Source organism: Micropruina sp., assembly GCF_047607385.1.
Classification (GTDB): domain Bacteria; phylum Actinomycetota; class Actinomycetes; order Propionibacteriales; family Propionibacteriaceae; genus Micropruina.
In genome coordinates this window covers 1-26,391 of sequence record NZ_JASGDE010000120.1, presented here as the reverse complement: position 1 = coordinate 26,391, position 26,391 = coordinate 1, and the positions used below count along the sequence as shown (strand labels likewise).

Below are 26,391 nucleotides of genomic sequence, written 5' to 3'. Positions count from 1 at the left end.
CGTGATCACAATGCCACGCGGCACTGACAGCGGAGCTCTCCCGAACTGATACCGATCTGCGAGAGACTCTGCGGTAACCCAGAAGAGCGGTGTTGCGCTACGAAAGGGGCGGTGATGGCCAGGGCATTGGTGGCAGCGCTCGCGCTCACCCTGCTGACCGTGGCCGGGTGCGGATCTCCAGGATCGGACCGCACCGTCCCGACGCCGCCGATCGCGACGTCAGCCCAGCCCTCACCCGGCGTCACGCTGGAACTGCCGTCCCCCTCGCCCCCGCCGCCGGCCGCCGGCTGTCTCAACGGCATCGTGCTGCCCGACGGGATCGACCCGCGGGCGTGCCGTGCGGTGCCGTCGGGCACCGCCTCAGCGCGGGCCTCCGACTGGAGTTCGGCGACCGCCTACCTGCACCTGCCGTCCGGCAACATCGGTTGTGACCTGACCAAGGGCAAGCGCGGCTCGGTCGACTGCTACGTCTACGAACACACCTGGAAGCTGCCGGCCCCGCTGACCCGTGGCTGCGATCCCGACCTGGAATGCGGCAGTGGCGTGGCCATCGTCGACGGGACGGTGACCGGCTCGTCCCGCGGCGACGTCCCGGGCTGGTCCGACGCCCTGCACCGAGGGATGAAGCAGTACCTGCTGCCGTACGGGAAGCTGGCGGCCTTCGGCCCGAACGCCTGCCTCTCCCAGGCCTCCGGTCTGACTTGCTGGAATGGCGTCACCGGCCACGGCTTCCTGCTCAGCCGCACCAGGTTCGTGCACTGGTGACCCTCCGCGGGCACACCCGCGGATTCTGTCGGCGGACGCCGTTACCATCGCTGGCATGAGCAGCGGGAGCCAGGCCAAGCGGGCCGCGCGAGCCAAGGAACGTGCCCGGCAGCGGGCGCGCGACAAGCAGCGAGGCCAGCAGTCGAGCCGTCCGAGTAGCCCTTTCGGGGATGCCCACGGGTTCTTCGACAACGCCTTCGGTCGGCGTCCCGAACCGGATCGCCGGCCGCGCGGTGCCGCCGAGATCTTGGACGATGCACGCTACGGGTTGCTCATTCCCGACTTGCTGCCGCAGGCCCGGGCGATCGAACCGGCCCGGTTCTATGCCGACGCCGAGCCGGTGCTGGTCGGCTGGGTGTTGCAGTTCTACGGCAGCGGCTGGCAGCCCGGCGAACTGATCCGTTTCGCGCGGACGCGGGCGAAGGCTGCCGGTGCCGACCTGGTCCGTCTCGCCATCGCAGCCGAGCGCGCGTCGCGACAGGGACCGACCCGGCACGATCCGCAGTGGATTCGTCAGTGGGAGGCGGCCGACCTGCCAGCAGACATGCCGGCTCGCGGGTGGGCGATGGTGTGGGCTCGACGAACGGTGGACGACGACCTCAAGGCGATCCTTCGGCTCGCGGCGGCCCTGGGTGGCGTCCCCGAACTGGACCAACTGCTGCCGCCACCGCCGGGGGTGCGGGCCCGGCGTCCGCTGATCGGCCGGTCCGCCACCGCGGCGAGCGCGCACCCGATCCTGGAGCGGGTCCGGGCATTGCTGGCCAAGGCCGAGTCCACCGAGCACGAGTCCGAGGCGATGGCGTTCACCGCCAAGGCGCAAGAGTTGATGACCAAGCACGCCATCGAGCAGGCCATGGTCGACGAGGCCGGATCCACCGAGAGCCGGCCGGGGATGATCCGGCTGCCGATCGACGCGCCCTACGCCGACGCGAAGGCACTGCTGCTGCAGACGATCGCCGAGCACACTCGCTGCCGGACGTTGTTCAACGCCGAACTGGCGTTCTCCAACGTGGTCGGCTACGCCGACGACCTGGAGGCGGTGGAGTTGCTGTTCACCTCGCTGCTGGTGCAGGCGCAACGGGCCCTGGTCGAGGCCAGCGCCGCAGCCCCGCCCGGCGCCCGCGCCAGGTCGCAGGCCTTCCGTTCCGCCTTCCTGCTGGGCTTCAGCGGACGGATCGGCGAGCGGCTGGCGGAGGTCCGCAGGGTCGCTTACACCAGTGCCGACGCGGCCGGCTTCCTGCCCGTGCTGGCTTCCCGGGACACCCGGATCGATGAGTTCATGGCGGAGCGGTTCCAGGCCACCACGTCCGAACGGGTCCGCGGCGGTTACGACGCGTCCGGCTACGCCAGCGGCCGGATGGCCGGCGACGCCGCCGCGCTCACCTCGGCTCCTCTGCCCGCCGAGCCGAGAACATCCGCACCCGCCCAGTCGGCGGAGCAGCCGCTGTTCTGAGTGCGAAGTGCAGCCTCGAGTTCGTCATTGGATTCGGCGGGATGGTCGGCCCACGGCGTCACCGTGCGGTGCTCCGGGGCGGTCGAGACGCCAGGCATTGCGCAGCGCGTCGATCTGGGCATCGGTCGCCTGGGGGTTCTCGCGACGCAGCGTGGAGCGATGCATCCGTTCGCCGAACTCGTACATGGTGAACACCGCTCGGATCCGCCGTGCCACGTCCGCATCACTCATAGCGAAAGATTGCGTGCCACCACCCGGTTTCGCAGGCGGCGCCCGGACAACGCGTTACGCACGCGTCACGACCTCATCGCCGGGCGTGCAGTGGCTTGACGCATTGCTGGTTCAGGCACCACCGTTGCTTGAGAACCCGCCGAGAAAGCAGGACCGATGCCGGATACCAGCACCACCGGAAAGCTCAAGCTCTGGCAGGCGATCGCCATCTCGGTGGGCTTCATGGCTCCCGTGCTGGCCATGTCGCTGAACGGCATCGGCGTGGCCGGAATGGTCGGGCCGAGTGTCCCGCTGGTCTTCGTGATCGCGTTCGCCGGCGTCGGGGCGGTCGGTTACGGCTTCGTCCGGCTGACCTCGTACTTCAACCATGCCGGCTCGATCTACGGCCTGGTCGGGATCACGGTCGGCCCGCGGGCCGGCTTCTTCGGCGGCTGGGCGCTGCTCGGCACCTACGTGTTCTTCGCGGCCTGCACGCTGGCGTCCTGCGGGGTGTTCTTCGACGCGTTCCTGATCCAGTTGGGCTTCGAGGGCGGGCCGAACTGGCTGATCGTCGCCCTGCTCTGCGCGGCCGTGGTGCTGGCGCTGAACATCCGCGAGTCGGCGGTGGCCGCCAACGTGCTGCTGGCGATCGGAGGCATCGGCATCGCGGCCATGCTGGTGCTGGCGGCGGTGATCCTGGGCCGGGCCGGTGCCGGCACCGCGCCGCGCGGTCAGAGCATCGACGTGGTCAGCACCTTCTCCGCCGGCGACGTCTCGTTCGGGACGCTGATGGCGGCCTCGGTGTTCGCCTTCCTGTCCTGGGCCGGCTTCGAATCCTGCTCGTCGCTGGGTGAGGAGACCGAGGATCCGCGCCGCAACATCCCACGCGCGATCGCCGGCGCGGTGATCCTGGGCGGGCTGCTGTACGTGCTGATGATGTTCGCCCAGACCGTCGGCTTCGGCACCGACGCCGTCGGCATCGAGGCGTTCGCCGGCTCGAACTCCAGCATCACCGATCTGGCCGCCGCCTACGTCGGCGAGTGGTTCGCGGTGATCCTGGCCTTCTGTGCGCTGATGGTCGCGCTGGCGTCCACGATCGGCTCCACCGCGGCCGCCGGACGTCTACTGTTCGCCCTGGCCAGGGACGGTTTCGGCCCCAAGCAGCTCGGGGTGCTGAGCAAGCACGGCGTCCCCGGCAACGCCGTGATCTGCGTCGTGGTGCTGGCCTTCGCGTTGTGCGCCGGGCTCGGGGTGGCCGGCGTCGGCGCCTTCGACGCCTACTACTGGTACGCCACCATCGCCGTGTTGTGCATGCTGGTCGCCTACTCGGTGGCCTCCGCGGGCGTCATCTACTTCACCGTCCGAGGCAACAACACCATCCCGAAGTGGGAGATCGCGATCCCGGTGCTCGGCATCGGCTACCTGCTCTTCGTGTTCAGCCAGCAGCTGGGCACCGAATGGCCCTACACCCTGTTCCCCTGGATCGCCGGCGCCTGGTGTCTCGTCGGGCTGCTGGTGATCCTGCTCGCCCCGTCCATCGCGCAACGGGTGGGCGCCCATCTCACCGAAGAACTCGGTGAGCCCGATCAGGCCGGAACCTCGGCCGGTAAGGAGTCCTGAGGTGGTCAGCGAACTCGGTTTCGTCGGCACGAACGATCTGGTCGGCATCACCCGCGGCCGTGCCATGCCGCTGCCCCGGCTGGAGGACTCGCTGGACACCGGCTGCGGCTGGGTGCCCGCCAACCTCGGCATCGGGCCGTTCGGGCACATCGTCGCCGAGGGTGAGGTGTTCGGCTCGACCGGCGACCTGCGGCTGATCCCCGACCCGGCGACCCGCACCCAGTTCCCGACCGCCGAGGGTGCGCCGCCGCTGACCGTGATGCTCGGCGACACCGTCAACATCGACCTGACGCCGTGGGCGGCCTGCCCGCGCACCTTCCTGCGTACCGCCGTCGCCGACCTGGCCGCCGAGACCGGGCTGCACATCTACGGCGCCTTCGAGCACGAGTTCATGCTGGTCACCGACGACGAGCCGCCGGCACCCTTCTCGCTGGACGCCCTGCTCAGCGGCGAACCGTGGGGATCGGGCCTGGTGACGGCGCTGACCAAGGCGGGCATCGAGCCGGAGAACTGGCTGCCCGAGTACGGCGCGAACCAGTGGGAGGTGGTGATCCCGCCGGCCCTGGACGTCGAGATCGCCGACCGGGCGGTGCTGCTGCGCGACCTCGTCCGGCACTACTCGAAGCTGCACGGCAAGCAGGCGTCGTTCTCGCCGCTGCTCGATCCGGACGGCTCCGGCAACGGCGTCCACCTGCACGTGTCGCTGCGCACCGGGGACGGGGTGCCGGCCACCTTCGACGCGTCCCGTCCGGGCCGGATGTCGGAGGTCGCCGGCCAGTTCGCCGCCGGCATCCTGCGGCACTGCCGCGCGATCACGGCGCTGACCGCGTCCAGCGTGGTGTCGTACCAGCGACTCACCCCGCACCGCTGGTCGGCGGGGCACGCCTTCCTCGGCGAGCAGAACCGCGAGGCGATGCTGCGGATCTGCCCGCTGGTCGAGGTCGAGGGCAAGAACCGCGCGGCGCAGTACAACATCGAGTACCGGGCCGGCGACGCCACCAGCAACCCGTGGCTCTACTTGGGCTGCATCATCCGGGCCGGGCTGGAAGGCATCCGCAACCAGCTGCCGGCGCCGCGCGTGCTGGACGTCGAAGTGGACGCCCTGACCCCCGAGGAGCGGACCGAGGCCGGCGTCCGGACGCTGCCGGCGTCGCTGGACGAGGCCCTGGAGGCGCTGGTCGAGGACGAGGTCGTGGCCGGCTGGTTCGACACCGAGATGCTGGACACCTTCCTGGCGATCAAGCGCGAGGAGATCGCCCGCGCCAAGGGACGCTCCGACGCCGACATCTGCGCCGACTACCGCGATGTCTACTGAGCACTCCGCTGGTCGAGCCTGTCGAGACCTGGTGGACGCGGTCGACCTGATCGATCACCACTGCCACGGGGTGATCATTGAGAACCCGCCGCGGGCCGTGTTCGAGGACCTGATGACCGAGTCACCGTGGCCCTCGCCGCGCGGCACGTCCGGCTGGGACAGCCAGGTCGGGCTGGCGATCCGGCGGCGCTGTGCCCCGGTGCTCGACCTGTCGCCCGACCGTAGCCCCGAGGACTACCTGGCCCGGCGCGCCGAGCTTGGCGCGTCCGAGGTGAACCGGAGGTTGCTGGGCTTCGCTCGGCTGCACACCCTGCTGCTCGACACCGGATATCGCGGCGACGACATCCTGGACGTGGCCGGCATGGCCGAGGTCAGCGGCGCGCCCACCCACGAGATCGTCCGGCTGGAGGCGGTCGCCGAGCAGGTCGCCGTCACGTTGTCGTCCGGTGCCGACTTCCCGGACGCCTATCGCGCCGCACTCGCCGCCGCCACGGTGGACGCCGTCGGCCTGAAGAGCATCGTGGCGTACCGGTACGGGCTGGATTTCGAGGCGGCGCGTCCGTCCGAGGACGAGGTGGCGGCTCGGGCGGCGGCCTGGTTGGACGAGATCGGACGCACCGGCCGGGTTCGGCTGACCGACCCGGTGCTGCTCCGGTTCGGCATCTGGTGCGGTGTCGACCGGGCGCTGCCGCTGCAGTTCCACGTCGGCTACGGGGACGCGGATGTCGACCTGGTGCGCTGCAACCCGCTGCTGATGACGGCCTGGCTGAAGGCGACCCGCGAGTCGGGCACCTCGGTGATGCTGCTGCACTGCTACCCGTACCACCGCGAGGCCGGCTATCTGGCCCAGGTGTACCCGCACGTCTATTGCGACGTCGGGCTGGCGATCAACTACACCGGCGCCCGCTCCGCCGCAGTCATCGCCGAGTCGCTGGAGCTGACGCCGTTCCACAAGGCGCTGTTCTCCACCGACACCTTCGGGCTGCCCGAGTTCTACTACGTGGGCGCCTTGCTGTTCCGGCAGGGCCTCGCCGAAACCCTGGACGACTGGATCGCCGGTGGCCACGCCTCGATCTCCGACGCCGCCCGAGTCGCCGAGCTGATCGGCAACGCCAACGCCCGCCGGGTGTACCGATTGAGCTGACGCACGTCGGCCCCCGAGCCGAAGCTCGGGGGGCGACGCCAGCTGTACAGACGCGCGGACTACGTCAGCTGCGAATCACGCCGCGCCAGTTCAGGCCGTAGCCGAATTTGTAGACCCGGCCCTGGGAGTCGCGGTAGGGCGTCATGTCCTCGCCGACGTCCTCCTTCTGCTTCTCGACGGCGTCCATGTTCTTCGGACTGGTCAGCGGCAGCCGGCCCTGCGGCTCGTGCTGACCCAGAGCGGTCTCGATCAGGATCCGGTCGTAGATGGAGTAGCCGACCAGAATGGCGTCCACCTTCTTCTCGAACTCTGCCGGAATGAAGCTGCTCTTGGCCTTGACCGCGACGATGATCGGGATGTTCTTCCCGGTCTTGCGTTCGATCCGCTTGATCGTCTTCACGGTGCGGTTGAGCGCGGTCAGGTCGTAGGCGTTGCCGATCCGGGCGCTGGCGCCGAAGTACGAGCGATTCTCGACCGTGCCGTCATCGCGGATGTCGCCGGCGATCGACTTCTTGCGCACGTGTGGACCGTTCGCGGTGTACGGGCCCCACTGCAGCGACAACGGGTAGTAGCTGCCGTCGGCGTTGCGTCCGGCGCCGGTGAAGTTGTTGCCGTTGTCAGGGCTGCGCATGCCGGCCAGCACCATGTCCACCTTGCTCAGGTCGGGCATGATGTAGTCGATGATGTTGCCCTTGGCGTCCTTCACCGGGGTGTCGGTCAGCACCTTCTTGAAGTACTTCTTGGCCACCTCGGCGTCCAGGGTGGGGCCGGTGATGTCGGTGGTCGACTGCGAGAAGACGCTCGGGAATCCGTGCCCGATCGAACTCGGAATGTAGACCGTCTTGCGCTTGAAGCTCTTCAGCGAGGTCGGCTTGATGGTCTTCTTGGCGTTCTTCAGCATCACCACGGAGTCGAACTGGGCGTCGATTCCGGCCGCCACCTTGTCGGCGCTGGCGACGATCTTCTCGGACGCGGCCAGGTCGAGGTACGGGTTCTCGAACAAACCGGGCAGCAGCAGCATCCGGACGATGCGCTCGCCGGACTGCCGGAACCGGGTGTCGGCATCGATGCTGTTCTTGCCGGCCTCGTAGTCGGCCTGCCAGAGGGCGTGCGCGGCGAGCACCGGAACCTTGTTGTTGTTGCCGCCGTACATGTCGACGCCGGCCCGCAGCACCGCGTAGTGGCGTTCCTCGACGGACGCCTTCTCCATGCCCCAGGCCATCCCGAAGATCGAGTTCGGGTCGGTGTAACCGGTGGTGACGCCCCAGTCGGTGCAGATGACGCCGTCGTAGCCGGCGTTGCGCAGGCCGTCGATCTTCACCTTGTCGTAGGCGGAGCCGACCCGATTGCCGGTCAGCGGCTTGCCGTTCTTGGCGATCGCGATCGAGTAGGAGCTCATCACCGCGGTCGCGTTCTTCGCGGCAAGGAACGGTTTGGTGTGCTCGGCGTAGTTGTTGCCCGGGTACACCGCGTATTTGCCGGCGTTCAGGTGCGACTCGCGGCCACCCTCGCCGGCACCGTCACCGGGCCAGTGCTTGATCATCGTGTTGATCGAATCCGAACCCCAGCCGATCGAGCGGCCCTTGGCGTCGTAGCTGTTCTGCGAGCCGTTGACGTAGGCCTTCGCCATCGTCTTGGCCAGCTTCACGTTCTCGCCGAAGGTGCCGTCGTTGCGCAGCCAGCGGGGCTCGGTGGCCAGGTCGATCTGCGGACCGAGCGCGGTGGTGATGCCCATCGCCCGGTACTCGGCGGAGGACGCCTTGGCGAACTTCAGCATGGTCGACTTGGAGAAGGTCGCGGCCAGGCCGATATTGGACGGCCACCGCGAGATGTCGTCACCCTCGGAGTTGTAGGCGGAATCGTTGGCGGCCGTGGAACGCGGGTCGGAGGAGAAGTTGACCGGCACGTAGGGCAGCCCGGACGCGGTCTGCTGCTCGGCGAACGCCTGCATCGCGTTCACCCAGGTGACATTGGCGGCGACGTCGTTGGGTCCCGCATTCAGCACGTTCCGCAACTTGTCGTCCTTGATGTACTTGCGCTGTGCATCGGTCAGCCCGGCACCGGGATTGCGTTCGTGCGAGCTGAACAGCATCAGGCCGGCGATCTGTTCGATGGTCAGTTCCGCCGCCAGCGCCTTGGCTCGTTCGGCGACCGGCTTGCGCCAGTCCTCCCACGGGTCCAGCTTGCCGTTGCCGTTCATGTCCTTGAAGGCCAGCACACCTTTGTCGGTCTGCTCCTCCAGCAGCTTCACCGGGCCGTCCTTGATGAAGCTGAGGGTGGCGCCGCCGTCGGGATTGGTCACCACGGTGAACGTGGTGGTGCCGTCGCTCACCGTCCGTTGGGTTGGGCCGGGAAGGGCGGCGTGGGCCGTCCCGGTCGGGGCCAGCAACGCGCCGGCCAACACGCCGGCGGCAATCGCCGTCGGTATGGGAGTGGGTCGCATGGATCTCCTTCGATAGGCCAGTCCGGGGTGCGGGCCGAGACCGCTCCGGCGCTGGAACGGGGGATATCGCCTGGGCGCCTTTGCTCAAGCGATTGAGTCATGCTCGCATACCGACACCGGTTCTGCACAGGAAACTCTCAGATCCATCCATCTGGTGGCTCGCCGTACGCTGGCCGGGTGGCTCAGATGTTCCTGCACCGCGTCTCGATCCGGCCGCGCCACCTGGATGCCTGGCTGTCGCTCTGGCCGAGCGAGGTGGCACTGCGCCGCCGGCACGGCTACACCCCGCATCAGGCCTATCTGCAGGAGCACGCCGAGCCGAAATTGAGTTGGCTCTACTCCCACCCCGACCCCGACGCGGGGCAGGCCGGCTGGGAGTCCGACCCGGATGTGGCGGCCCACCGCGCTGCCGCGGCGCCGCACGTGTTCGGCAATCTGCTGGTGCGTCCGGTTCGGGTGGAACTGCTCGCCGAACGGCCCGAGCTTCCCGGACGCACGGTCTGCCTGCGGCGCTACTCGATCGTCGGCGATTGGCAGGAGTTCCTGGCCATCTGGCGCCGGATCGTGGACGTCCGGGAACGGCACGGCTTCCGCTGCCTGTTCGCCGTCGCGGACCAAGCCGAAGGACCAGTTCACCTGGGCGTTTGATTTCGAGGGCGACTGGGACGACTTCGCCCGGGCGCAGCGGCCCTACTACGCAGATCCCGACCGGGTGGCGTTGCGCGGGGTCTTCGACTACATGGCCGACTACAGCCTGGATCCGGCGCGCCGGCTGGAGTTCGGTTGATGCGGCTCAGCGGGTGAAGGTGTAGCGCGACCCCAGCATCCACATCACCACGGCCAGCACCACGGTGCCGGCCAACTGCAGCGGATACAGCCAGCCGACCGGCATTCCGGCCGGGGCCGACAGCACCGCGAACGCCGCACTCAACAGCGTCACCAGTGGGATCGCCACCCGCAGCACCCGCAATGTCACGGCGTAGCCGCGGTCCCGTTTGCCGAGGCGCCGCAGCAGCGCCGTGCACAGGCAGTAGACGAAGGCCAGCACCACCAGCCGCAGACCGATGTCGGCCAGCACCGTGAGCAACGCGAGCGGTGAGATGAACAACACCAGCTCGAGCACCAGTGCGGTGATGGCCAGGTTGCGGGCCCAGATGAACCACTTGTCGACGTCGATCAGCAGGTTCATCCCCATCGCGGCCAGCACCCAGCCGATCAGGTCGAGGGACAGCATCACCGAGCCGAGACGGATCTCGATCAGCACCAGCAGCAACCCGACGGCGGCAAGACGAAGCGGCGGCATGCGGCCAGGGTAGCCGTGCCTCAGTGTCCCGGACGCGGGACGTGCCGCCGCACGTCCGGCTTCTGCGAGGGCCCGGCGACCACCGGACTCACCCACGGGCCGTCTTCGGAGGGCAGCACGATGCCGTCCTCGGCGAAGGCGTAGCGGCCGGCCAGCACCTGCTTCGCCGCCGCGTCGTCGGCCCCGTCGGTGTTCTCCCACAGCGCGGTGAACAGGGCGCCGATCCGCACCCGGGCCTGCTGGCAGAACAGGTCGGCCAGCTCGACGCCCTCCGGGTGCCGCTGCCGCTCCGCCTTGGCCCGCAGGCAGCTGGCGGTCATTGCGAACAGCTCGGCGCCGATGTCGACCACCCGGCCCAGGAAGGCCTGCTTGCGTTCCATTCCGCCTTGCCAGCGTCCCATGCCGTAGAAGATCGAGCGGGCCAGCTTGCGGGTGGTGCGCTCCAGGTAGCGGACGTGACCGGCCAACGGCCCGAACTCGGCGAACGAGTTCGGCACCGCACCCTTGCCGGCCACCAGGGTGGGCAGCCAGCCGGCGTAGAACGCGCTCGCCTTGGCCACCGCCTTGATCTTGTCCTCCCGGGACGCCTCCGGGTCGATGATGTCGCCGGCGACGGCCAGGTGGGCGTCCACCGCCTCGCGGGCGATCAGCAGATGCATGATCTCGGTGGAGCCCTCGAAGATCCGCATGATCCGCAGGTCGCGCAGCACCTGCTCGGCCTCGATGCCGCGCTCACCACGGGCCCGCTGCGAGGCGGCGGTCTCGAACCCGCGGCCACCGCGGATCTGGACCAGGTTGTCGGCGATCGCCCAGGCCTGCTCGGACGCGTACAGCTTCAGCAGCGCGGCCTCGATCCGGATGTCGTTGGCGTCGTCGTCGGCCAGCAGGCAGCACAGGTCGAGCGCCGACTCCAGCCCGTAGGTGGTGGCGGCGATGAAGGCGATCTTGGTGGCCAGCGCCTCGTGCCGACCCACCGGACGTCCCCACTGCACCCGCTCGGCCGACCAACCGCGGGCCACGTTCAGGCACCACTTGGCGGCCGTCACGCACATCGCCGGCAGCGAAAGGCGTCCGGTGTTCAGCGTTGTCAGGGCGATCTTCAGGCCGCGTCCCTCACCGGCCAGCACGTTCTCGGCGGGGACGAAGACGTCGTGGAACCGGGTCACCGAGTTCTCGATGCCGCGCAGGCCCATGAAGGCGTTGCGGTTCTCCACGGTGATGCCGGGCGAATCGGCCTCCACCACGAAGGCGGTGACGCCGCCGCGGCGTCCCTCACTCGCCGGAACCCGGGCCATCACCACCAGCAGGGTGGCGATGGTGCCGTTGGTGGCCCACAGCTTCACCCCGTTGAGCAGATAGCCGCCCTCGACCGGTGTCGCCGAACAGGCCAGCCGGGCCGGGTCGGAGCCGACGTCCGGTTCGGTGAGCAGGAAGGCCGACACCTCGCCGCCGGCCACCCGGGGCAGGAAGCGGTGCTTCTGCTCCTCGGAACCGAACATCTTCACCGGCTGCGGCACGCCGATCGACTGGTGCGCGCTGAGCAGCGTGCCGATCGAGGCGTGCGCCGAGCCGGCCAGGGTGAGTGCCCGGCAGTAGTAGAGATGGGACAACCCGAGCCCGCCGTACTGGGTGGGCAGCTTGATGCCGAACGCGCCCAGTTCCGCCAGGCAGGTGAAGACCTCGTCCGGTATCGAGCCGGCCTCTTCGATCGCGGCGCCGTCGATGCTCTCCACGAACGGACGCAGCCGCGCCAGAAAGGCTTCGCCGGCGGCGATCTGTTCTGGGCTGTTGGACGGCCACGGGTCGACCAGGTCGAGCCGCAGCCGGCCGAGGAAGAGCTCCTTGCCGAAGCTCGGCTTGGTCCATTCGGACTCCCGGGCGGCCTCCGCAACCTTGCGGGCCTCGCGTTCGGTGGGTCCGGTCTGGGTCGGGGACATGCGCACCTCCTGCTGCTCTGCTTCGACGGTACTCCCGGGGTGGCGAATCGCGGTGGGTTGGGCGACGATGACGGCATGGCCGACCACGAGTCCCCGGTGTTCGAGTCCGGTGGCGACGCTGTCCGATCCCACCGATATCTGGTGGCGGCTGGTCGCCGAGCACTACGCGTTCTGCCCTGACAACGTCGAACAGGGCACCGACGACCTGGCCGAGTACGGCGCGGAGATCGCCGGCTCGGCGGAGTGGACGTTCTGGTGGGACTGACCCCTGCCGGTCAGCCACTCCGCGGCGGTCCGGGCGGCGACGGCGCGTGACGGCATGAACCAGTGGAAGAACACCCAGCGGGCCAGCCAGGCCGGCCAGCCGGTCAGTTGCACGCCGTACAGTTCGGCCGCGCCGCGTCCGACGCCCAGGCTCGCTCCCTGACCCAGGCCCGGAAAGGTGAACGGACGCGGGCCGTCGCCGCGCAGCACCCGGACGATGTTCGATCCGATCCGCTTGCCGTGATGGATCGCCCACAGCGCGTTCGCCGGGCAGGGCCCGGTTCTGGACGGGTGCGGCACGGCCGCCACGTCCCCGCCGGCCCAGATGCCCGGCGCCACCCGCAGCGCCTGGTCGGTGATCAGGCGTCCCTGCTCGTCGCGCGGGAAGGCGTCCAGGTCGGGCAGCGCCACCGGGGTCTGGCCGATCGTGCTCACCACGGTGCCGGACGCGACGAAGCCGGCCGCGCCCAGGTCGGCGCCGTCGGCGGTGACCCGGCACAGCCGGGCGCCGGGCAGGAACTCGACGCCCGCGCGCCGGGCCTCGGCGACCGCGTAGTCGGCGATCCGGCGAAACCGGGGCCGCAGCATCGGCAGCGCCTGGGAACCCGGATGGGCCAGCAGGACGCGGACGTCCGGGCGCTGCTGGACGATCGCGGTGGCAGCCTCGACTCCGGTCAACCCGGCCCCGGCGACCACCACGGCGGCACCCTGCTCCAGTTCGGCGAGTCGGACGCGGAGCGCGGCCAGACCGTCCGGATCCTTCAGCGACCAGGCGTGCTCGGCCAGCCCCGGGACGCGCTCGGCCGCGTCCTTGCTGCCCACCCCGACCACCAGCTGGTGGTAGCCGAGGGTGCGTTCACCGTTGTCGGTGGCGACTCGGACGGTGCGCCGCCCCGGGTCGACCGATACCGCCGATCCGGTGACGATCTCGACGCCGGGCAGCAGCCGTGCCAGCGGCACCCGAGCCCGCTCCGGACGGACCTGGCCGGTGATCACCTCCGCCGTCCAGCCGTGGAAGGAGTGGTCGGGCGCGGCCGACACCAGCCGGATCCGGACGCCGTCGAGAGAGCCGGAACGGACGGCGCGGGCGATCGCCCGGGCGCTCCACACCCCGGTGTAGCCGCCGCCCAGCACCACGATATCGGTGGTCATCTCAGGCACCGATCATGGCGGGTTCGGGCCAGTCGACCCGGCGTCCGAACGACAGCGGATCGGCCAGGGTGAAGCCCAGGTGGGCGAACCGGCGGGCGGCGTCCCGCATCCGCACCGCATGATCGACGCTCGCCTCGCCCAGCGCGCCCTCGGTCTGCCCGTCGAAGGCCATCAGCATGGTCTCGCACAGGCAGGCGTAGGCGAGGCCGCGGGGCAGGCCGATGTCGCCGCGCAGGTCGACGCCGGGGATGGCGGCGACGCCGCCGTCGATCACCAGCACGTCCGGGCGCTCCACCAGCAGCCGCGGATCGGTGTTGCGCGGCTGGGTGTCGTCCAGCACCACGGCGCCGTGCTTGAGGTGCTGCGGGCCGATCACCGCGTCCGCCGCCGAGGTGAGCAGCAGCACCAGGTCGGCGTCCTTGACGGCGTCCAGCGAGGTCGAGATCCGGACGGCGACGCCGGTGTGGCGGTCGGCGAAGTCCATCGCCAGGGTCTGCAGCCGGCGCTCGCCGCGGGCGACCAGGGTCAGGGTTTCGCCCAGCGGCTCGTCGGCCAGCAGCCGGACGACGCACGAGCCGACGCTGCCGGTGGCCCCGACGATCGCGACGTGACCCCCCGGCGCGGCCGGCAGCAGCCGGCGCAGCGCCTCCACGGTCAGGTGCGCGGTGAACGCGTTCCCGGTGGTCATGGTGACGCCGGGCCGGGGCCGCAGCAGCCGTCCGGCTCCGGTGACCGGAGCGGTCAGCGCACCCAGCCCGACGATCTCGGCACCGAGCTGCTGGGCCCGGTCGATGCCGCGTTCGATCCGGTCGATCACCCAGCGCCGGTCCTCGGTGAGCAGTTGCCGGGCGCCGACCGGGACGACCAGCACCCAGCCGTCCGGACCTGCCTCGGCCGCGGCGTCCCGGCGCCGTGCGGTGGCGAGCAGCTGGGGCGGCACCGGGAGCCGGCGCAGGCCCCAGTCCCAGGCGGAGGCGGGGATTCGTCCCAGCGGACGCCAGACCCGGGCCATGTCGGTGGCGACGTCGGCACGCGGGTGAACCAGGAACGCGAAACGCTTGGCCGGGCTGTCGAAGGTGAGGCTCACGGCGACTCCTGTCTCGAATGGGGATTCGAGCATTGAGAGCGTCCGGGACGACCCGGTGATACGCGGTGTCAGCCGGGCTGCACGCAGACCAGGAACTGTGCGGCGCCCGACAGCCGCACCGTTTCGCCGGTGTCCAACCTGGTCACCATCGGGTCGTCAGCGGCCTGGTTGCCGACCAGCGCACCTCCGCTCGGCACCCGGTCGATCGGGATCCGCCCGCCGGTCGCCTGATCGAGCAGTGCCAACTCGGCGACCCGCCCCCGGACCGTTCCGGAGACGTCCTCGACTTGGTGATGTGTCGCGTGTCGGACGCCGTCGGCACCGGCTCTCACGTCCCACCGGACGATGTCGTTGAGCCGGATCTCCGGCCCGCAGCATTCGTGCTCCCAGCCGCCGACCACGATCTCGACGGTCACGATCGCTCCGGCTCGGGCCCGTCCTCGGATGCGCGTTCCGATTCGGGCTCCGGTTCCGGTTCGCTCTCGGACTCCTCGGCCGGCTTCTCCTCGGCCGGCTCACCGGTGGCGACATCGTCCAGATTGCCGCCCAGGAAGACCGACACCCAGCGCGTCCGCGGGTCGGCGTCGAACAGCACCGCCTTGAAGAACAGGGTCAGCGGCACCGCCAGGATGGCGCCGAGCGGGCCGATGATGAGTGCCCAGAACACCAGCGAGATGAACGTGGTGGTGATGTTCAGGCCGACCGCGTCCCCGGTCACCTTCGGCTGGATCACCATCGAAGCGATGAAATTCACCACCACGTAGGCGGCCACCATGATCACCATGGTCTGGACGTCGCGGGCCAGCAGCGCCATCAGCGCCGGCGGCACCATGCCGATGATGAAGCCGATGTTGGGAATGTAGGCGGTGACGAAGGACAGGATTCCCCAGGTCAGCACCAGCGGGATCTGCAGCCAGGCCAGGATGCCCATGTTGATCAGCGCGACGGCCAGGCCGAAGATCGTGTTGACCACCCAGTACCGGCGGACCCGCCAGGAGAAGTCCAGCAGCGCCGCGGCCAGGTTGGGACGCAGCACGGCGAGCTTGGCCCGCCGTTCGGTGGTGTCGGACAGGTCGATCGCGATGAACGCCACGAACAGGAACAGCGAGCCGATGAAGGTCGCCCAGAACCCCACCTGGGTCATCACCCCGGTGACGTAGCCGAGCAGCCGGGTGTAGTCGAAGGTGGTCACCCACTGGGTGATCATCTCCTGGCTCACGCCCCAGGCCATCAGCTGTGTGGAGGCCTGGGTGTACAGCTCGTTGAACTGGTCGGCGTAGCTGGGCATCGCCGCCACGAACTGGCTCAGCGCCACCACGACCGCGAACAGGATCGCGAGCAGCACCAGGAACACCACCAGCATGCCGATCAGCGCGCTGAGGAATTTCGGCACCCGGCGTTCGTTCAGCCAGAGCACCAGTGGGCGGACGGTGACCACCAGCGTCATCGCCAGGAAGACCGGCGAGATGACGTCCCGGATGAAGTAGATGCCGGCCAGGCACGCCACGATCGCGGCTCCGGCGTAGAGCATCCGGATGCCGTCGGGAGCCCCGGCCTGTTCGGGGGCACGCGCCGCGGTCACGAGGGGAGTCTAGTGCCGCGTGCGTCGGCTACCGTGACCCGGTGCAAATCGTCCGCCGCAGTCTCGACCATCCGGACGCCGTCGCGCTGTGCGCGGCGGTGCAGGCCGAATATCGGTCGATCTACGGAGGCTCCGGGGACGTGTCGCCGATGGCCACCGAGCAGTTCGAGCCGCCGTCGGGATCGTTCCTGGTCGGCTACCGCGACGGGCGTCCGGTGGCCACCGCGGCCTGGCGGCGGCTGGAACCGGAGCGGGCCGGGTCGGTGATCCCGACCGGCGAACTGAAACGGATCTACGTCGCCCCCGACCACCGTGGACGCGGCCTGGCGCAGCAGATGATGCGGGCCGTGGAGGCCGACGCGCTCGGATCCGGGATCGGGCGACTGGTGCTGGAGACCGGCCCGATGCAACCCGCCGCGGTCGCGCTCTACCGGGGCCTCGGCTACACCGACACCGACGCGACGGCCTGGGCCGAGTACGCCGACAAGCCGAACGTGGTGATCCTGGAGTTCCTGCTGCCGCGGGTTTAGATCTCAGGCGGGGCGTTCGATCCCGAACACGGCGTGCAGCCCGTCCAGGAACTCGTCGCGGCGTCCGGAGCTGGCCAGTTCGCGGGCCCGCACCGACGGGCCGTGCAGCAGGACGCCGGCGAAATGCCGCAGCGCGGCTTCGGCCTTGTCGGCCGAGTCGGCGTCGTAGCGGCGCCGGACCCGGGCCAGTTCCGCCTCCAGGGCATCGCTGACGTGGGCGCGCAGGGCGGCCACCGCGGGACCGATCGGGCCGGCGTCCTCGGCGTGGGCGGCGGCGGCCCGGCGGACCAGCGCTTCGGCGTCGTCGGCCACCGCGAGGTGTTGCAGCGGGGCGTGCAGCTTGATCGCCTCCAGGTCGAGCAGTTCGATGCCGGCCACTTCGGAGACCAGCGGATCCACGTTGCGGGGTAGCCCCAGGTCGATCACCACCCGATGCCGCTCGTCGGTTCCCGGATGCCCGACCGGGCATTGCGCGGCGGAATGCGCGGTGACCGGGCAGGTTCCGGCGAACAGCTCCGGGGTGATCACCAGTTCGGGGCTGGTGGTGCAGCACACGATCACGTCGGACAGGCTCGCCGCGGCGGCCACCGCATGCCCGGAGACCGCGTGCAGCCCGTGCCGCGCGCAGAACTCCTGGCCGCGTCCGGACGGCGACCAGACGGTGATCGCGCTGACGCCGCGATCGCGCAGTGCCTCCAGGCAGGCGGTGGCGTAGCGGCCGGTGCCGACCAGCAGCACCTTGACGCCGGTCCAGTCGGTGATCCGGTGGGATGCCAGATCGAGCGCCAGCCGGATCAGCGACGGACGCGCCGCGCCCAGCCCGGTGCTCTCCCGGACGGCGCGACGGGTGGCCAGCGCGTCGGAGAACACCCGCTGCAGCAGCGGGGTGGCGCTGCCGGTTCGTTCGCCGTGGTTGAGTGCCCGGCGCACCTGGCCGGCGATCTCCGGCTCGCCGATCACCACCGACTCCAGCCCGGCGGTCACCGCGAACAGGTGCCGGGCGGCCTCCTCGCCGCGCAGCAGCCGCAGCGGCCCGCGACACCGCTGCACGGCGTCCAGGGCGGAGGAGTCGGCGTCCAGATAGATCTCGAAACGGTTGCAGGTGCTCAGCACGATGTTGCCGGCGATTCCGTCGCCGGCCAGCAGCGTCTCCACGAGTTCCGGTCCCGTACCCCCGGTCAGCTGCTCCAGTGTGGCGAAGTCGTGGGTGCGGTGGCTCGCGGTCAGGCACAACAGCACCGCGCCAGCATAGACCTCGGATACCGGCGGTGCGCCACGGCGCGGGCGAATAGGGTGCAGGGTGTGACCACGACCCTGCTGCCGGCCACTCATCCCCTCAATTCCGACACCGCGTCGGCGTGGCTGGTGAGCGCCTACCGGGGGATCCGACCGCCGGTCACGCCGGTCTGGTTCATGCGGCAGGCCGGTCGGTCGCTGCCGGAATATCGCGAGCTGCGGGTGGGTCGGCGGATGCTGGACGCCTGCCTCGACCCCGACCTGGCCGCCGAGATCACCCTGCAGCCGGTGCGCCGGCACGGGGTGGACGCCGCGATCTTCTTCTCCGACATCGTGGTCCCGCTCAAGCTCGCCGGGGTGCCGGTGGAGATCGAACCCGGAGTCGGCCCGGTGTTCCCGGCGCCGGTGAACACGCCCGAGGCGGTGGCGGCGCTGGTCGCCGAGCATCCGCCCGAAGCCCTGGACGAGGCGCTGGAGCCGATTCGGGCCGCGGTGCGGAAGACCGTCGCCGGCCTGCGGCTGCTGCAGGGTGCCCGCGATCCGCTGATCGGGTTCGCCGGCGCCCCGTTCACCCTGGCCGCCTACCTGGTCGCCGGACGCCCCAGCAAGGACCATCTGGCCGCCCGGGCGATGATGCATCGGCACCCGGACGCCTGGGCGGCGCTGCTCGGCTGGTGCGCCGAAGTCTCCGGACGCTTCCTGCGCGCCCAGGTGCTGGCCGGCGCCTCCGCCGTCCAGCTGTTCGACTCCTGGGCCGGTTCGCTGCCCGCCGCCAGCTACGCGGCACATGTCGCGCCGGCGTCCGCGAAGACCTTCGACGCCGTCCGGGACCTGGTCGACGACGAGGGACGCCGGGTGCCGCTGGTGCACTTCGCGGTCGGCGCCGGCGAGCTGTACGGCGCCCTCGACCTGGACGTGGACTGCATCGGGGTGGACTGGCGCACCCCGCTGGACCAGGCCTGGAAGCGGATGCCGTCCGGCCCGGCGGTGCAGGGCAACCTGGACCCGGCGCTGCTGGGCGCACCCTGGCCGATCCTCCGGGACGCGATTGACGACGTGCTGCGCCGCGGCGAGGCGGCCCCCGGCCACGTCTTCAATCTCGGCCACGGGGTGCCGCCGGACACCGATCCCGAGGTGCTCACCCGGATCGTCGATCACGTGCACAGCCGATGAACGGAGCCGAACGATGAGCAGCGCGGTAGTGATCGGCGCCGGTGCCGGTGGGCTGGTGGCGGCCTGGGAACTGGCCCGGGGCGGCTGTGACGTGGTCCTGCTGGACGCCTGGAAGTGGCCCGGCGGGCTGCTGGGCCGCGCCGAGCTGGAGGGGATTCCGCTCGATGTCGGCGCCGAGGGGTATTCGGTGCGTGGCGGCGCCGTCGAGCAGCTGCTGGCCGACCTCGGGGCGTCCGAACTGATCGCCCGGCCCAACCCGGGCGGCGCCTGGCTGCAGACGGCGTCCGGTGCCCACCCGATCCCGAAGCGGCTGGTGTTCGGGCTGCCCGCCGACCCGGACGCCGACGACGTCCGTGCGGTGGTGGGCGAGCTGCCGGCTCCGCGGGTCGCGTCCGGCACGTTGGCGGAGCTGGCCGAGGCCGGCTACGGACGCCGGGTGCTGGACGACCTGGTCACCCCGCTGGTCGGCGGCGTCTACTCGGCCTCCCCCGACGACGTGACGCTCGCCGAGCTGGCGCCGGCGCTGGCCGCCGCGGTGGCGTCCGGTGTCCCGCTGCGGCAGGCGGTGACCGACGCGGCCACCGACGCCCCCAAGGGTGGCGCGGTGCACGGGCTGCGCGGCGGCATGCACGGCCTGGTCGACCTGCTGATCAGTTCCGCGCGCGGCACCGGGAACTTCGAACTGGCGGTCGAGGAACCGGTGCGCGAGCTGAACCGGCGGCCGGGCGGTTGGCGGGTCGGCACCAGCCGCCGCGAACTGGACGCCGACCTGGTGGTGCTGGCGGTGCCGTTGGACGTCGCCGTCCGGCTGCTCGGCGGTCCGGTGGTGCCGGCGACCAGCCGGATCGACGTGGTCACCTTGGTGCTGGACGCCCCCGGCCTGGGCGGCGAGGAGCCACGCGGCACCGGCGTCCTGGTCGGTGCCGAGGTGCCGGGGGTGGCCGCCAAGGCGCTCACCCATTCCACCGCGAAGTGGGCTTGGCTACGGGAGACGGCCGGTGGCCGGGAGGTGCTGCGGCTCTCCTACGGACGCCGCGGCCAGCCGCCGGCGACGGCCGGCCTGGACGCCGACGCGCTGGCCGCGCTGGTCCGCGCCGACGCGTCCGTGCTGCTGGGTCGCCCGGTGCCGGAACCGGTCGCGGTGCGGCGCACCGGCTGGTCGATTCTGCCTCCTGGAACACCGGGGCTGGCCGATGCCCGAGAATGGTTGACTGAACAGCGAACCGCCGGCCTCGGCCTGGCCGGGGCGGGGATCGCCGGGGTCGGCCTGGCCGGCGTGGTGCCGCAGGCGCGCGCCGAGGCCGCCCGATTGATGCAATCGACGAGGAGTGTTGATGAGTGAGCAGGGTCCGACCGGATTCGCCGTGTGGACGGTGCTGCGGCGCGATGCGTCGACCGCCCGGGAGGCGTCCGGCACGGAGTCGTTGGCGGACGCCGTCGCCGCTGTCGAGGCCGACGGGGTGACGGTGCGCGGGTTGTATGACGTGAGCGCGATGCGCGCCGACGCCGACCTGATGCTGTGGCTGCACGGCCCGAGCGCCGAGGGGCTGCAGGCCGCGGTGCGGCGGCTGCGCCGCAGCACCGAACTTGCCCCGCTGGCGCTGACCTGGTCGGCGATGGGCGTGCACCGGGACGCCGAGTTCAACAAGACCCACGTGCCCGGCTTCCTGCGCGGTGAGCGGGCCCGGAACTGGCTGTGCGTCTACCCGTTCGTGCGCTCCTACGACTGGTACGTGCTGCCCGACGACGAACGCCGCGCCATGCTCGCCGAGCACGGCCGCAAGGGCGCCGCCTTCCGTGGCGTGATCGCCAACACCGTCTCGGCGTTCGCGCTCAACGACTACGAATGGCTGCTGCCGATGGAGGCCGACGAGTTGACCGACCTGGTCGACATGATGCGCGACCTGCGCGCCACCAAGGCCCGGCTGCACGTCCGCGAAGAGGTGCCGTTCTTCACCGGACGGCGGATCGCCGCCGACCAGGTCGCGGAGGTGCTGGCGTGAGTCCGCTGGGCAGCAAACCGGCACCGGCCACCGCCGTCCACCTCACGCCCGGTGCGTTGGTACCGAGCGCGACGCCGGGTGCGGCGTCCGGACCGGAGCACGTCGAGGTTCCGACCCACTACGACGCGGTGCTGCTGTCCGGCTTCGGCGGGCCGGAGGGGCAGCCGGACGTCATCCCGTTCCTGCGCAACGTCACCCGCGGCCGCGGCATCCCCGACGAGCGGCTGGAGGAGGTGGCGCACCACTACCGGCACTTCGGCGGGGTGTCGCCGATCAACGACCACAACCGCGAACTGCGGGCGGCGCTGGAGGCCCGGCTGGCGCAGCGCGGGCTGCCGCTGGCGGTGATCTGGGGCAACCGGAACTGGACGCCGTACCTGAACGACGCGGTCGCCGAGGCGTTCCAGCGCGGCTTCACCCGGCTGCTGGCGATTCCGACCAGTGCCTATTCGTCGTACTCGTCGTGCCGGCAGTACCGCGAGGACTGGGCGGACGCCCTGGAGGACACCGGGCTGGCCGATCAGGTCACGATCGACAAGGTGCGGCCGTTCTTCAACCATCCGGGCTTCGTGCAGCCGTTCATCGAGGGCGTCCGGGACGCGATCGCCGCGGCCGAGGCCGACGGTGTGGCGTCCGGCGATCTCGAAGTGCTGTTCTGCACCCATTCCATCCCGACCGCGGACGCCGCGCTGTCCGGCGGCGGCGGCGCCTATGCCGAGCAGCACCGGGCGGTCGCCGCCTACGTGATGGAGCAGGTGGCGCCGGAGGTGGCCTGGCAGCTGGTCTACCAGTCCCGGTCGGGCCCGCCGCAGCAGCCGTGGCTGGAGCCGGACGTGAACGACGCGATCGGCGAACTGCGCGGACGCCGGGGCGTGATCCTGGTGCCGGTCGGCTTCGTCAGCGACCACATGGAAGTGATGTGGGACCTGGACACCGAGGCCGTGGAGACCGCCACCGAGGCCGGGCTGTGGGTGCGCCGCACCCCGACGCCGGGCATCCATCCGGCTTTCGTGGACGCGCTGGCCGACCTGGTCGCCGAGCGGATCGAGGGACGTCCGGCCGGGCAGCGTGCCGCGGTGACCGCGCTGGGGCCGTGGTTCGACGTGTGTCGTCCGGGCTGTTGCGAGAACAAGCGGCTGGGGTTCAAGCCGGCGGTTGCCGGGTTGGCGCCGTAGCGTCCGGCCGCAGTGGTTCGGCGCCCGGCGTCGGCAAGGTGAGCAGCGCCCGTTCGATCATCGGGTGGGCCTCCAGCCGGTCCTCGATCGCCTGGTGCCGTTCGGCGAGCTGCCGTTCGCTCTGATCGCCGGTCAGATCGACCGAGGCGACCAGGAAGATCCGGGCCGGTCCGACGTACTCCATGTGCAGGAAGGTGACCGCCTCGATCTCGGGCAGGGCGAGCAGCCGGGCCAGCACCTCGTTGCGCAGCTCGGGGCGGACCACCTGACCGACCAGGAATTCGCGGTTGCGGCCGATCAGGAAGATCGCGATCACGCCGAGCAGCAGGCCGACCAGGATCGATCCGACGGCGTCGTAGACCGGGTCTCCGGTGATCTGGTGCAGCGCCATCCCGGCCGCCGCAACGGCCAGTCCGACCAACGCGGCGGAGTCTTCCACGAAGACCGCCCGCAGGGTCGGGTTGGACGTCCGTTCGATGTAGCGCAGCGGATGCAGTCCGACGCGTCCGGCCTCGCCGCGGGCCTGGCGCAGCGCCTGCAGGAAGGACAGCCCCTCCAGCACGAAGGACACAGCCAGCACCAGGTACCCGATCAGGTAGTTCTGGTGGTCGCTCTCGGTGGCGCCGAGTTCCTGGACGCCGTGGGCGATCGACACCACGGCGCCGACGGTGAACAGCCCGAAGGCGGCGAACATCGACCAGACGTACGCCTCGCGTCCGAAGCCGAAGGGATGCGCGGCGTCGCGTGGACGAGTCGAGCGGCGTTCGGCGATGAGCAGGAACACCTCGTTGCCGGAGTCGGCCCAGGAGTGTGCCGCCTCGGCGACCAGGGACGCCGATCCGGTGAGGACGGCGGCGACGCTCTTGGCCGCGGCGATCAGCAGATTCGCCGCGAATGCGACGATCACGGTCAGCAGGCTTTCGCCGCCCTTGCGTTGTTCGGTCATACGCAATTCTGCGCACGGCGTGTGTCGCAGGGAACGACTAGGGTTCTCGGCGAGACCGCGGGGGGTCGTGCACATCGGGGGAGTGCTGAGAAAGGGTCGGCCGGCGAGGACGGCCGGGGCCGTGGGCCCGGACCGTCCTTGCTGCGCATTCGACCGTCGCGGTCCTCCCGACCGCCTGCGGGGAGCGGGCTCGGAGTCATATTCTCGGCATCATGAGCACGCGCATCGAATCCGACAGCATGGGCACCATCGAGGTCGCCGCCGACCGCTACTGGGGGGCTCAGACGCAGCGCAGCCTGGGCAACTTCGACATCGGCCGGGACACCTTCGTGTGGGGACGCCCGATGATCCGGGCGCTGGGCGTGTTGAAGAAGGCCGCCGCGGAGGCGAACGCCGAGCTGGGCCAGCTGCCGTCCGATCTCGCCGAGCTGGTCGTGAAGGCCGCCGACGAGGTGATCGCCGGGCAGCTGGACGAGCACTTCCCGCTGGTGGTGTTCCAGACCGGCTCGGGCACCCAGTCGAATATGAACGCCAACGAGGTGATCTCGAACCGGGCGATCGAGCTGGCCGGCGGCGCGATGGGGTCGAAGCAGCCGGTGCACCCCAACGACCACGTGAACCGTGGACAGTCCTCCAACGACACCTTCCCGACCGCGATGCACATCGCGGTGGTGTGCGAGCTCAACGAGCGGCTGTACGCCCCGGTGACCGAGCTGCGTGACGTGCTGGCCGCGAAGGCGTCCGAATTCGACGACGTGATCATGGTGGGGCGGACGCACCTGCAGGACGCCACCCCGATCCGGCTCGGCCAGGTGATCGGCAGCTGGGTGGCGCAGATCGACTTCGCCCTGGAGGGCGTTCGCCAGGCGGACGTCCGGGCCCGTGGGCTGGCGATCGGCGGCACCGCGGTCGGCACCGGGCTGAACGCCCACCCCGACTTCGGCGCACTGGCCGCGAAGCGGATCTCGGACGAGACCGGGCTGGAGTTCACCCAGGCCGACAACTTGTTCGCCGCGCTGTCCGCCCATGACGCGCTGGTCGCGGTCAGCGGTGCGCTGCGGGTGCTGGCCGGGGCGCTGATGAAGATCGCCAACGACGTCCGCTGGTACGCGTCCGGGCCGCGCAACGGCATCGGCGAGCTGGTGATCCCGGAGAACGAGCCCGGTTCGTCGATCATGCCGGGCAAGGTGAACCCCACCCAGTGCGAGGCGATCACCATGGTCGCCACCCGGGTCTTCGGCAATGACGTCACGGTCGGCTTCGCCGGTAGCCAGGGCAACTTCCAGTTGAACGTGTACAAGCCGGTGATGGCGCACGCGGTGCTGGAGTCGATCCGGCTGATCGCCGACGGCTGCCGCTCGTTCCGCGAGCACTGCGCGGAGGGCATCGAGCCGAACCGGGAGCGGATCTCCGCCAACCTGGCCTCCAACCTGATGGTGGTCACCGCGCTGAACCGCCACATCGGTTACGACAAGGCCGCCGCGATGGCCAAGAAGGCGCACAAGCAGGGCACCACCCTGCGGGAGGCCGCACTGGCGTCCGGTGACCTGACCGGTGACGAGTTCGACGCCTGGGTCGTCCCGGGAGACATGACGCACCCGTCGGCTTAGTTCATCGCGGGGCGGCCCACGCCAGTTCTCCGGACAACTGCCATCGTGGGCCGTCGCCGGGTGTCGGATCGATAGTCACGGCAGCGGCCACGCAATGGTCGTCCGCCGGATTCCATTGCACGCCGCGAGGGCCGAAGGGCCTGACCAGCTGTCGCGGTCCGAGTGCTGCCCAGCGGGCGTCAGCGAGCCAACGCCGAATGAGGTCGTACTCGCCGATGCCGAGGTCGGCGAGGCGTCGAGCTACCTGCTCGGCCTCGCCGGCGTGCGAGTGGAATGCGCTGATGACGCCGTCCAGCACGGGTTTGACGAGCCCTGCGAGATTCGTCGCGTGCGATGGTCTGGTGTCGCGGATTCGCAGCCGGACCAGGAAGCGGGCCGGGGATTCGGAGGGTAGCGGTGGTGTTGGCGCGCTCCTCCTGATCGCTGACCACACGGCTGCGGGGGTCTTCAGGCTGGCCGCTCCCACCTCGAACGATGCGATCGTCCCGGCGGGACGCCAGTGCTGCAGTACTGCACTCGCCTCGATGACATACCGCTGATAGCGGAGCTGATCTTGAGGCATACCCGAATCCTCGGGCGGAGGCGGGTAAGAATAGCTGCGCTCGAAGACCACTGCGTGCCGGGAGAGGTGACGGAAGGCTCCGGTGCCGACGTTGTAGAGGAGCACGTTCTCCGTATCGACGAACTGCTGGTCATCTGCAGCTCCATAGACGGCGTGCAATTGCATACCCGGGGCCGGGACGAGCGACCCGAGAGCGGCCCGAAGCTCCGTCCGGAGTTCCAGTAGCTTGCCCTTCGGCTCGAACGGAAGCCGTACAGTCGACCACGCCTCGACGGTGTTGGCGCGCGTTCTGACGGCATAGGTCGGCTCCACGGACTCAGCATCCTGGTTCGGTTAGCTGCTGTCGAACAGCCAGGTCAACTTTCTTTCGAGGGGTGACCAGTCGTGAAGGTCGTCGGTGCCGCTGGGGCTGACTCGGTATTCGTTGCCTCGGGGTGATTTCCACCAGAAGGTTCCTGGTCGGGGTTGTCGGAGTTGCCAGCGGCCTGCGGTTTTGGCGCGGTGGACGCTTCGGGTGAGTGGTCCGAGGTTCCCGGGCCGGGTTTGCTGGTCGACGCCCGAGACGTAGGGCTGGGTGTGGTCGAGGTCGAGTCGTCGAGCTGTCCGGGAGGAGTGCGGGAACACTTCGCACACGTCACGCAGCACGACGGTTTCGCGGATCCGGTTCGGGATTTCGTAGCTGTCGACGGCTTGCTCAGTGCCGGTGTGCAGGACGGGGGTGATGGTGATCCGATGGGTGCCGAACAACTCAGCGAGTTGGCTACGGGTGATGGGTCCGAGGGTTTCGGAGCGGGCAACGACACTGTCGGTGGCCTCGGCAGAGGTGGTCGTGTCCGTACCGGCCGTACAGCCACAACCGTGCCGCTGCCCGGTGACCATCT

24 protein-coding genes and 1 pseudogene are annotated in these 26,391 nt (G+C 70.2%); 13 read left to right on the top strand and 12 right to left on the bottom strand.

From position 1 onward, the window contains the following. Window positions 1-114: 114 nt before the first annotated feature. Window positions 115-765, top strand: a complete 651-nt coding sequence (locus tag QM582_RS10810; protein ID WP_415084291.1) for a hypothetical protein — start codon at window positions 115-117, stop codon at window positions 763-765. A 55-nt stretch (window positions 766-820) separates the two neighbouring features. Beyond that, the gene (locus QM582_RS10805; protein WP_415084290.1) at window positions 821-2,218 is read left to right on the top strand and encodes a DUF2786 domain-containing protein; all 1,398 of its coding nucleotides are present in this window, start codon (window positions 821-823) and stop codon (window positions 2,216-2,218) included. A gap of 24 nt (window positions 2,219-2,242) precedes the next feature. On the opposite strand, the gene QM582_RS10800 is transcribed toward QM582_RS10805, so the two are convergent. After that, on the bottom strand, window positions 2,243-2,449 hold the full coding sequence (locus QM582_RS10800) for a hypothetical protein (RefSeq protein ID WP_415084288.1): 207 nt from the start codon (window positions 2,447-2,449) through the stop codon (window positions 2,243-2,245). A gap of 156 nt (window positions 2,450-2,605) precedes the next feature. Here QM582_RS10800 and QM582_RS10795 point away from each other — a divergent pair, with 156 nt between their 5' ends. From QM582_RS10795 to QM582_RS10785, 3 genes are read left to right on the top strand one after another with little or no spacing between them, the layout of a single operon-like run. Next, the gene (locus QM582_RS10795; protein ID WP_415084286.1) at window positions 2,606-4,048 is read left to right on the top strand and encodes an APC family permease; all 1,443 of its coding nucleotides are present in this window, start codon (window positions 2,606-2,608) and stop codon (window positions 4,046-4,048) included. Between the two features lies 1 nt (window position 4,049). Next, entirely contained in the window at window positions 4,050-5,363 is a 1,314-nt protein-coding gene (locus tag QM582_RS10790; protein ID WP_415084284.1) for a glutamine synthetase family protein, read from the top strand. Further along, window positions 5,353-6,507: an amidohydrolase family protein gene (locus QM582_RS10785; protein WP_415084282.1), complete on the top strand. Its 1,155-nt coding sequence runs from the start codon at window positions 5,353-5,355 to the stop codon at window positions 6,505-6,507. Before QM582_RS10790 ends, QM582_RS10785 begins: the two co-directional genes overlap by 11 nt. Before the next feature lie 64 nt (window positions 6,508-6,571). Here QM582_RS10785 and QM582_RS10780 read toward each other — a convergent pair whose 3' ends face one another. Continuing rightward, a complete protein-coding gene (locus QM582_RS10780; protein ID WP_415084280.1) occupies window positions 6,572-8,950 on the bottom strand; it encodes a glycoside hydrolase family 3 N-terminal domain-containing protein in 2,379 nt (792 codons plus the stop codon). A 177-nt stretch (window positions 8,951-9,127) separates the two neighbouring features. Between QM582_RS10780 and QM582_RS10775 the strand changes: the two genes are divergently transcribed. Continuing rightward, a complete protein-coding gene (locus QM582_RS10775; protein WP_415084278.1) occupies window positions 9,128-9,598 on the top strand; it encodes a hypothetical protein in 471 nt (156 codons plus the stop codon). A gap of 145 nt (window positions 9,599-9,743) precedes the next feature. Here QM582_RS10775 and QM582_RS10770 read toward each other — a convergent pair whose 3' ends face one another. Further along, a complete protein-coding gene (locus tag QM582_RS10770) occupies window positions 9,744-10,253 on the bottom strand; it encodes a hypothetical protein (protein ID WP_415084276.1) in 510 nt (169 codons plus the stop codon). A 20-nt stretch (window positions 10,254-10,273) separates the two neighbouring features. Further along, a complete protein-coding gene (locus QM582_RS10765; protein WP_415084275.1) occupies window positions 10,274-12,190 on the bottom strand; it encodes an acyl-CoA dehydrogenase family protein in 1,917 nt (638 codons plus the stop codon). Between QM582_RS10765 and QM582_RS10760 the strand changes: the two genes are divergently transcribed. After that, window positions 12,189-12,455 (top strand): DUF4253 domain-containing protein, encoded by a 267-nt coding sequence (locus QM582_RS10760; protein ID WP_415084273.1) that lies wholly within the window; start codon window positions 12,189-12,191, stop codon window positions 12,453-12,455. The two genes, QM582_RS10765 and QM582_RS10760, sit on opposite strands and share 2 nt — an antisense overlap. On the opposite strand, the gene QM582_RS10755 is transcribed toward QM582_RS10760, so the two are convergent. From QM582_RS10755 to QM582_RS10740, 4 genes are all read right to left on the bottom strand, one after another. Next, complete coding sequence (locus QM582_RS10755; RefSeq protein ID WP_415084272.1) at window positions 12,353-13,606, bottom strand: NAD(P)/FAD-dependent oxidoreductase; 1,254 nt, start codon at window positions 13,604-13,606, stop codon at window positions 12,353-12,355. The two genes, QM582_RS10760 and QM582_RS10755, sit on opposite strands and share 103 nt — an antisense overlap. 1 nt (window position 13,607) lies before the next feature. Further along, complete coding sequence (locus QM582_RS10750) at window positions 13,608-14,693, bottom strand: hypothetical protein (RefSeq protein ID WP_415084271.1); 1,086 nt, start codon at window positions 14,691-14,693, stop codon at window positions 13,608-13,610. 68 nt (window positions 14,694-14,761) lie between these two features. Next, window positions 14,762-15,109, bottom strand: a complete 348-nt coding sequence (locus tag QM582_RS10745) for a DUF6578 domain-containing protein (RefSeq protein WP_415084270.1) — start codon at window positions 15,107-15,109, stop codon at window positions 14,762-14,764. Next, complete coding sequence (locus QM582_RS10740; RefSeq protein WP_415084268.1) at window positions 15,106-16,275, bottom strand: AI-2E family transporter; 1,170 nt, start codon at window positions 16,273-16,275, stop codon at window positions 15,106-15,108. The genes QM582_RS10745 and QM582_RS10740 overlap by 4 nt, the downstream gene beginning before the upstream one ends. Before the next feature lie 41 nt (window positions 16,276-16,316). On the opposite strand from QM582_RS10740, the gene QM582_RS10735 reads away from it, so the two are divergent. Further along, a complete protein-coding gene (locus tag QM582_RS10735; RefSeq protein WP_415084266.1) occupies window positions 16,317-16,805 on the top strand; it encodes a GNAT family N-acetyltransferase in 489 nt (162 codons plus the stop codon). A 3-nt stretch (window positions 16,806-16,808) separates the two neighbouring features. On the opposite strand, the gene QM582_RS10730 is transcribed toward QM582_RS10735, so the two are convergent. Continuing rightward, window positions 16,809-18,044 (bottom strand): glutamyl-tRNA reductase, encoded by a 1,236-nt coding sequence (locus tag QM582_RS10730; RefSeq protein ID WP_415084264.1) that lies wholly within the window; start codon window positions 18,042-18,044, stop codon window positions 16,809-16,811. A gap of 63 nt (window positions 18,045-18,107) precedes the next feature. Between QM582_RS10730 and hemE the strand changes: the two genes are divergently transcribed. From hemE to QM582_RS10710, 4 genes are read left to right on the top strand one after another with little or no spacing between them, the layout of a single operon-like run. Then, window positions 18,108-19,214 (top strand): uroporphyrinogen decarboxylase, encoded by a 1,107-nt coding sequence (gene hemE / locus QM582_RS10725; RefSeq protein WP_415084263.1) that lies wholly within the window; start codon window positions 18,108-18,110, stop codon window positions 19,212-19,214. A 13-nt stretch (window positions 19,215-19,227) separates the two neighbouring features. Further along, window positions 19,228-20,556: a protoporphyrinogen/coproporphyrinogen oxidase gene (locus QM582_RS10720; protein WP_415084261.1), complete on the top strand. Its 1,329-nt coding sequence runs from the start codon at window positions 19,228-19,230 to the stop codon at window positions 20,554-20,556. After that, complete coding sequence (hemQ, locus tag QM582_RS10715; RefSeq protein ID WP_415084259.1) at window positions 20,549-21,217, top strand: hydrogen peroxide-dependent heme synthase; 669 nt, start codon at window positions 20,549-20,551, stop codon at window positions 21,215-21,217. The genes QM582_RS10720 and hemQ overlap by 8 nt, the downstream gene beginning before the upstream one ends. Next, the gene (locus QM582_RS10710; protein ID WP_415084257.1) at window positions 21,214-22,392 is read left to right on the top strand and encodes a ferrochelatase; all 1,179 of its coding nucleotides are present in this window, start codon (window positions 21,214-21,216) and stop codon (window positions 22,390-22,392) included. The genes hemQ and QM582_RS10710 overlap by 4 nt, the downstream gene beginning before the upstream one ends. On the opposite strand, the gene QM582_RS10705 is transcribed toward QM582_RS10710, so the two are convergent. Further along, the gene (locus tag QM582_RS10705; RefSeq protein ID WP_415084256.1) at window positions 22,361-23,338 is read right to left on the bottom strand and encodes a cation diffusion facilitator family transporter; all 978 of its coding nucleotides are present in this window, start codon (window positions 23,336-23,338) and stop codon (window positions 22,361-22,363) included. The genes QM582_RS10710 and QM582_RS10705 overlap by 32 nt on opposite strands. Before the next feature lie 209 nt (window positions 23,339-23,547). Between QM582_RS10705 and fumC the strand changes: the two genes are divergently transcribed. After that, on the top strand, window positions 23,548-24,948 hold the full coding sequence (fumC, locus tag QM582_RS10700) for a class II fumarate hydratase (protein WP_415084339.1): 1,401 nt from the start codon (window positions 23,548-23,550) through the stop codon (window positions 24,946-24,948). Between the two features lies 1 nt (window position 24,949). Here fumC and QM582_RS10695 read toward each other — a convergent pair whose 3' ends face one another. After that, entirely contained in the window at window positions 24,950-25,822 is an 873-nt protein-coding gene (locus QM582_RS10695; RefSeq protein ID WP_415084254.1) for a hypothetical protein, read from the bottom strand. A 21-nt stretch (window positions 25,823-25,843) separates the two neighbouring features. Continuing rightward, window positions 25,844-26,391: pseudogene (locus QM582_RS10690) on the bottom strand (hypothetical protein); the annotation flags it as partial.

Coding starts and splice junctions, on each gene's coding strand:
- QM582_RS10800 (WP_415084288.1), bottom strand. CDS start 2,449: ATGAGTGATGCGGACGTGGCACGGCGGATCCGAGCGGTGTTCACCATG.
- QM582_RS10805 (WP_415084290.1), top strand. CDS start 821: ATGAGCAGCGGGAGCCAGGCCAAGCGGGCCGCGCGAGCCAAGGAACGT.
- QM582_RS10795 (WP_415084286.1), top strand. CDS start 2,606: ATGCCGGATACCAGCACCACCGGAAAGCTCAAGCTCTGGCAGGCGATC.
- QM582_RS10765 (WP_415084275.1), bottom strand. CDS start 12,190: ATGTCCCCGACCCAGACCGGACCCACCGAACGCGAGGCCCGCAAGGTT.
- QM582_RS10810 (WP_415084291.1), top strand. CDS start 115: ATGGCCAGGGCATTGGTGGCAGCGCTCGCGCTCACCCTGCTGACCGTG.
- QM582_RS10770 (WP_415084276.1), bottom strand. CDS start 10,253: ATGCCGCCGCTTCGTCTTGCCGCCGTCGGGTTGCTGCTGGTGCTGATC.
- QM582_RS10705 (WP_415084256.1), bottom strand. CDS start 23,338: ATGACCGAACAACGCAAGGGCGGCGAAAGCCTGCTGACCGTGATCGTC.
- QM582_RS10755 (WP_415084272.1), bottom strand. CDS start 13,606: ATGACCACCGATATCGTGGTGCTGGGCGGCGGCTACACCGGGGTGTGG.
- QM582_RS10720 (WP_415084261.1), top strand. CDS start 19,228: ATGAGCAGCGCGGTAGTGATCGGCGCCGGTGCCGGTGGGCTGGTGGCG.
- QM582_RS10785 (WP_415084282.1), top strand. CDS start 5,353: ATGTCTACTGAGCACTCCGCTGGTCGAGCCTGTCGAGACCTGGTGGAC.
- hemQ (WP_415084259.1), top strand. CDS start 20,549: ATGAGTGAGCAGGGTCCGACCGGATTCGCCGTGTGGACGGTGCTGCGG.
- QM582_RS10760 (WP_415084273.1), top strand. CDS start 12,189: ATGCGCACCTCCTGCTGCTCTGCTTCGACGGTACTCCCGGGGTGGCGA.
- QM582_RS10780 (WP_415084280.1), bottom strand. CDS start 8,950: ATGCGACCCACTCCCATACCGACGGCGATTGCCGCCGGCGTGTTGGCC.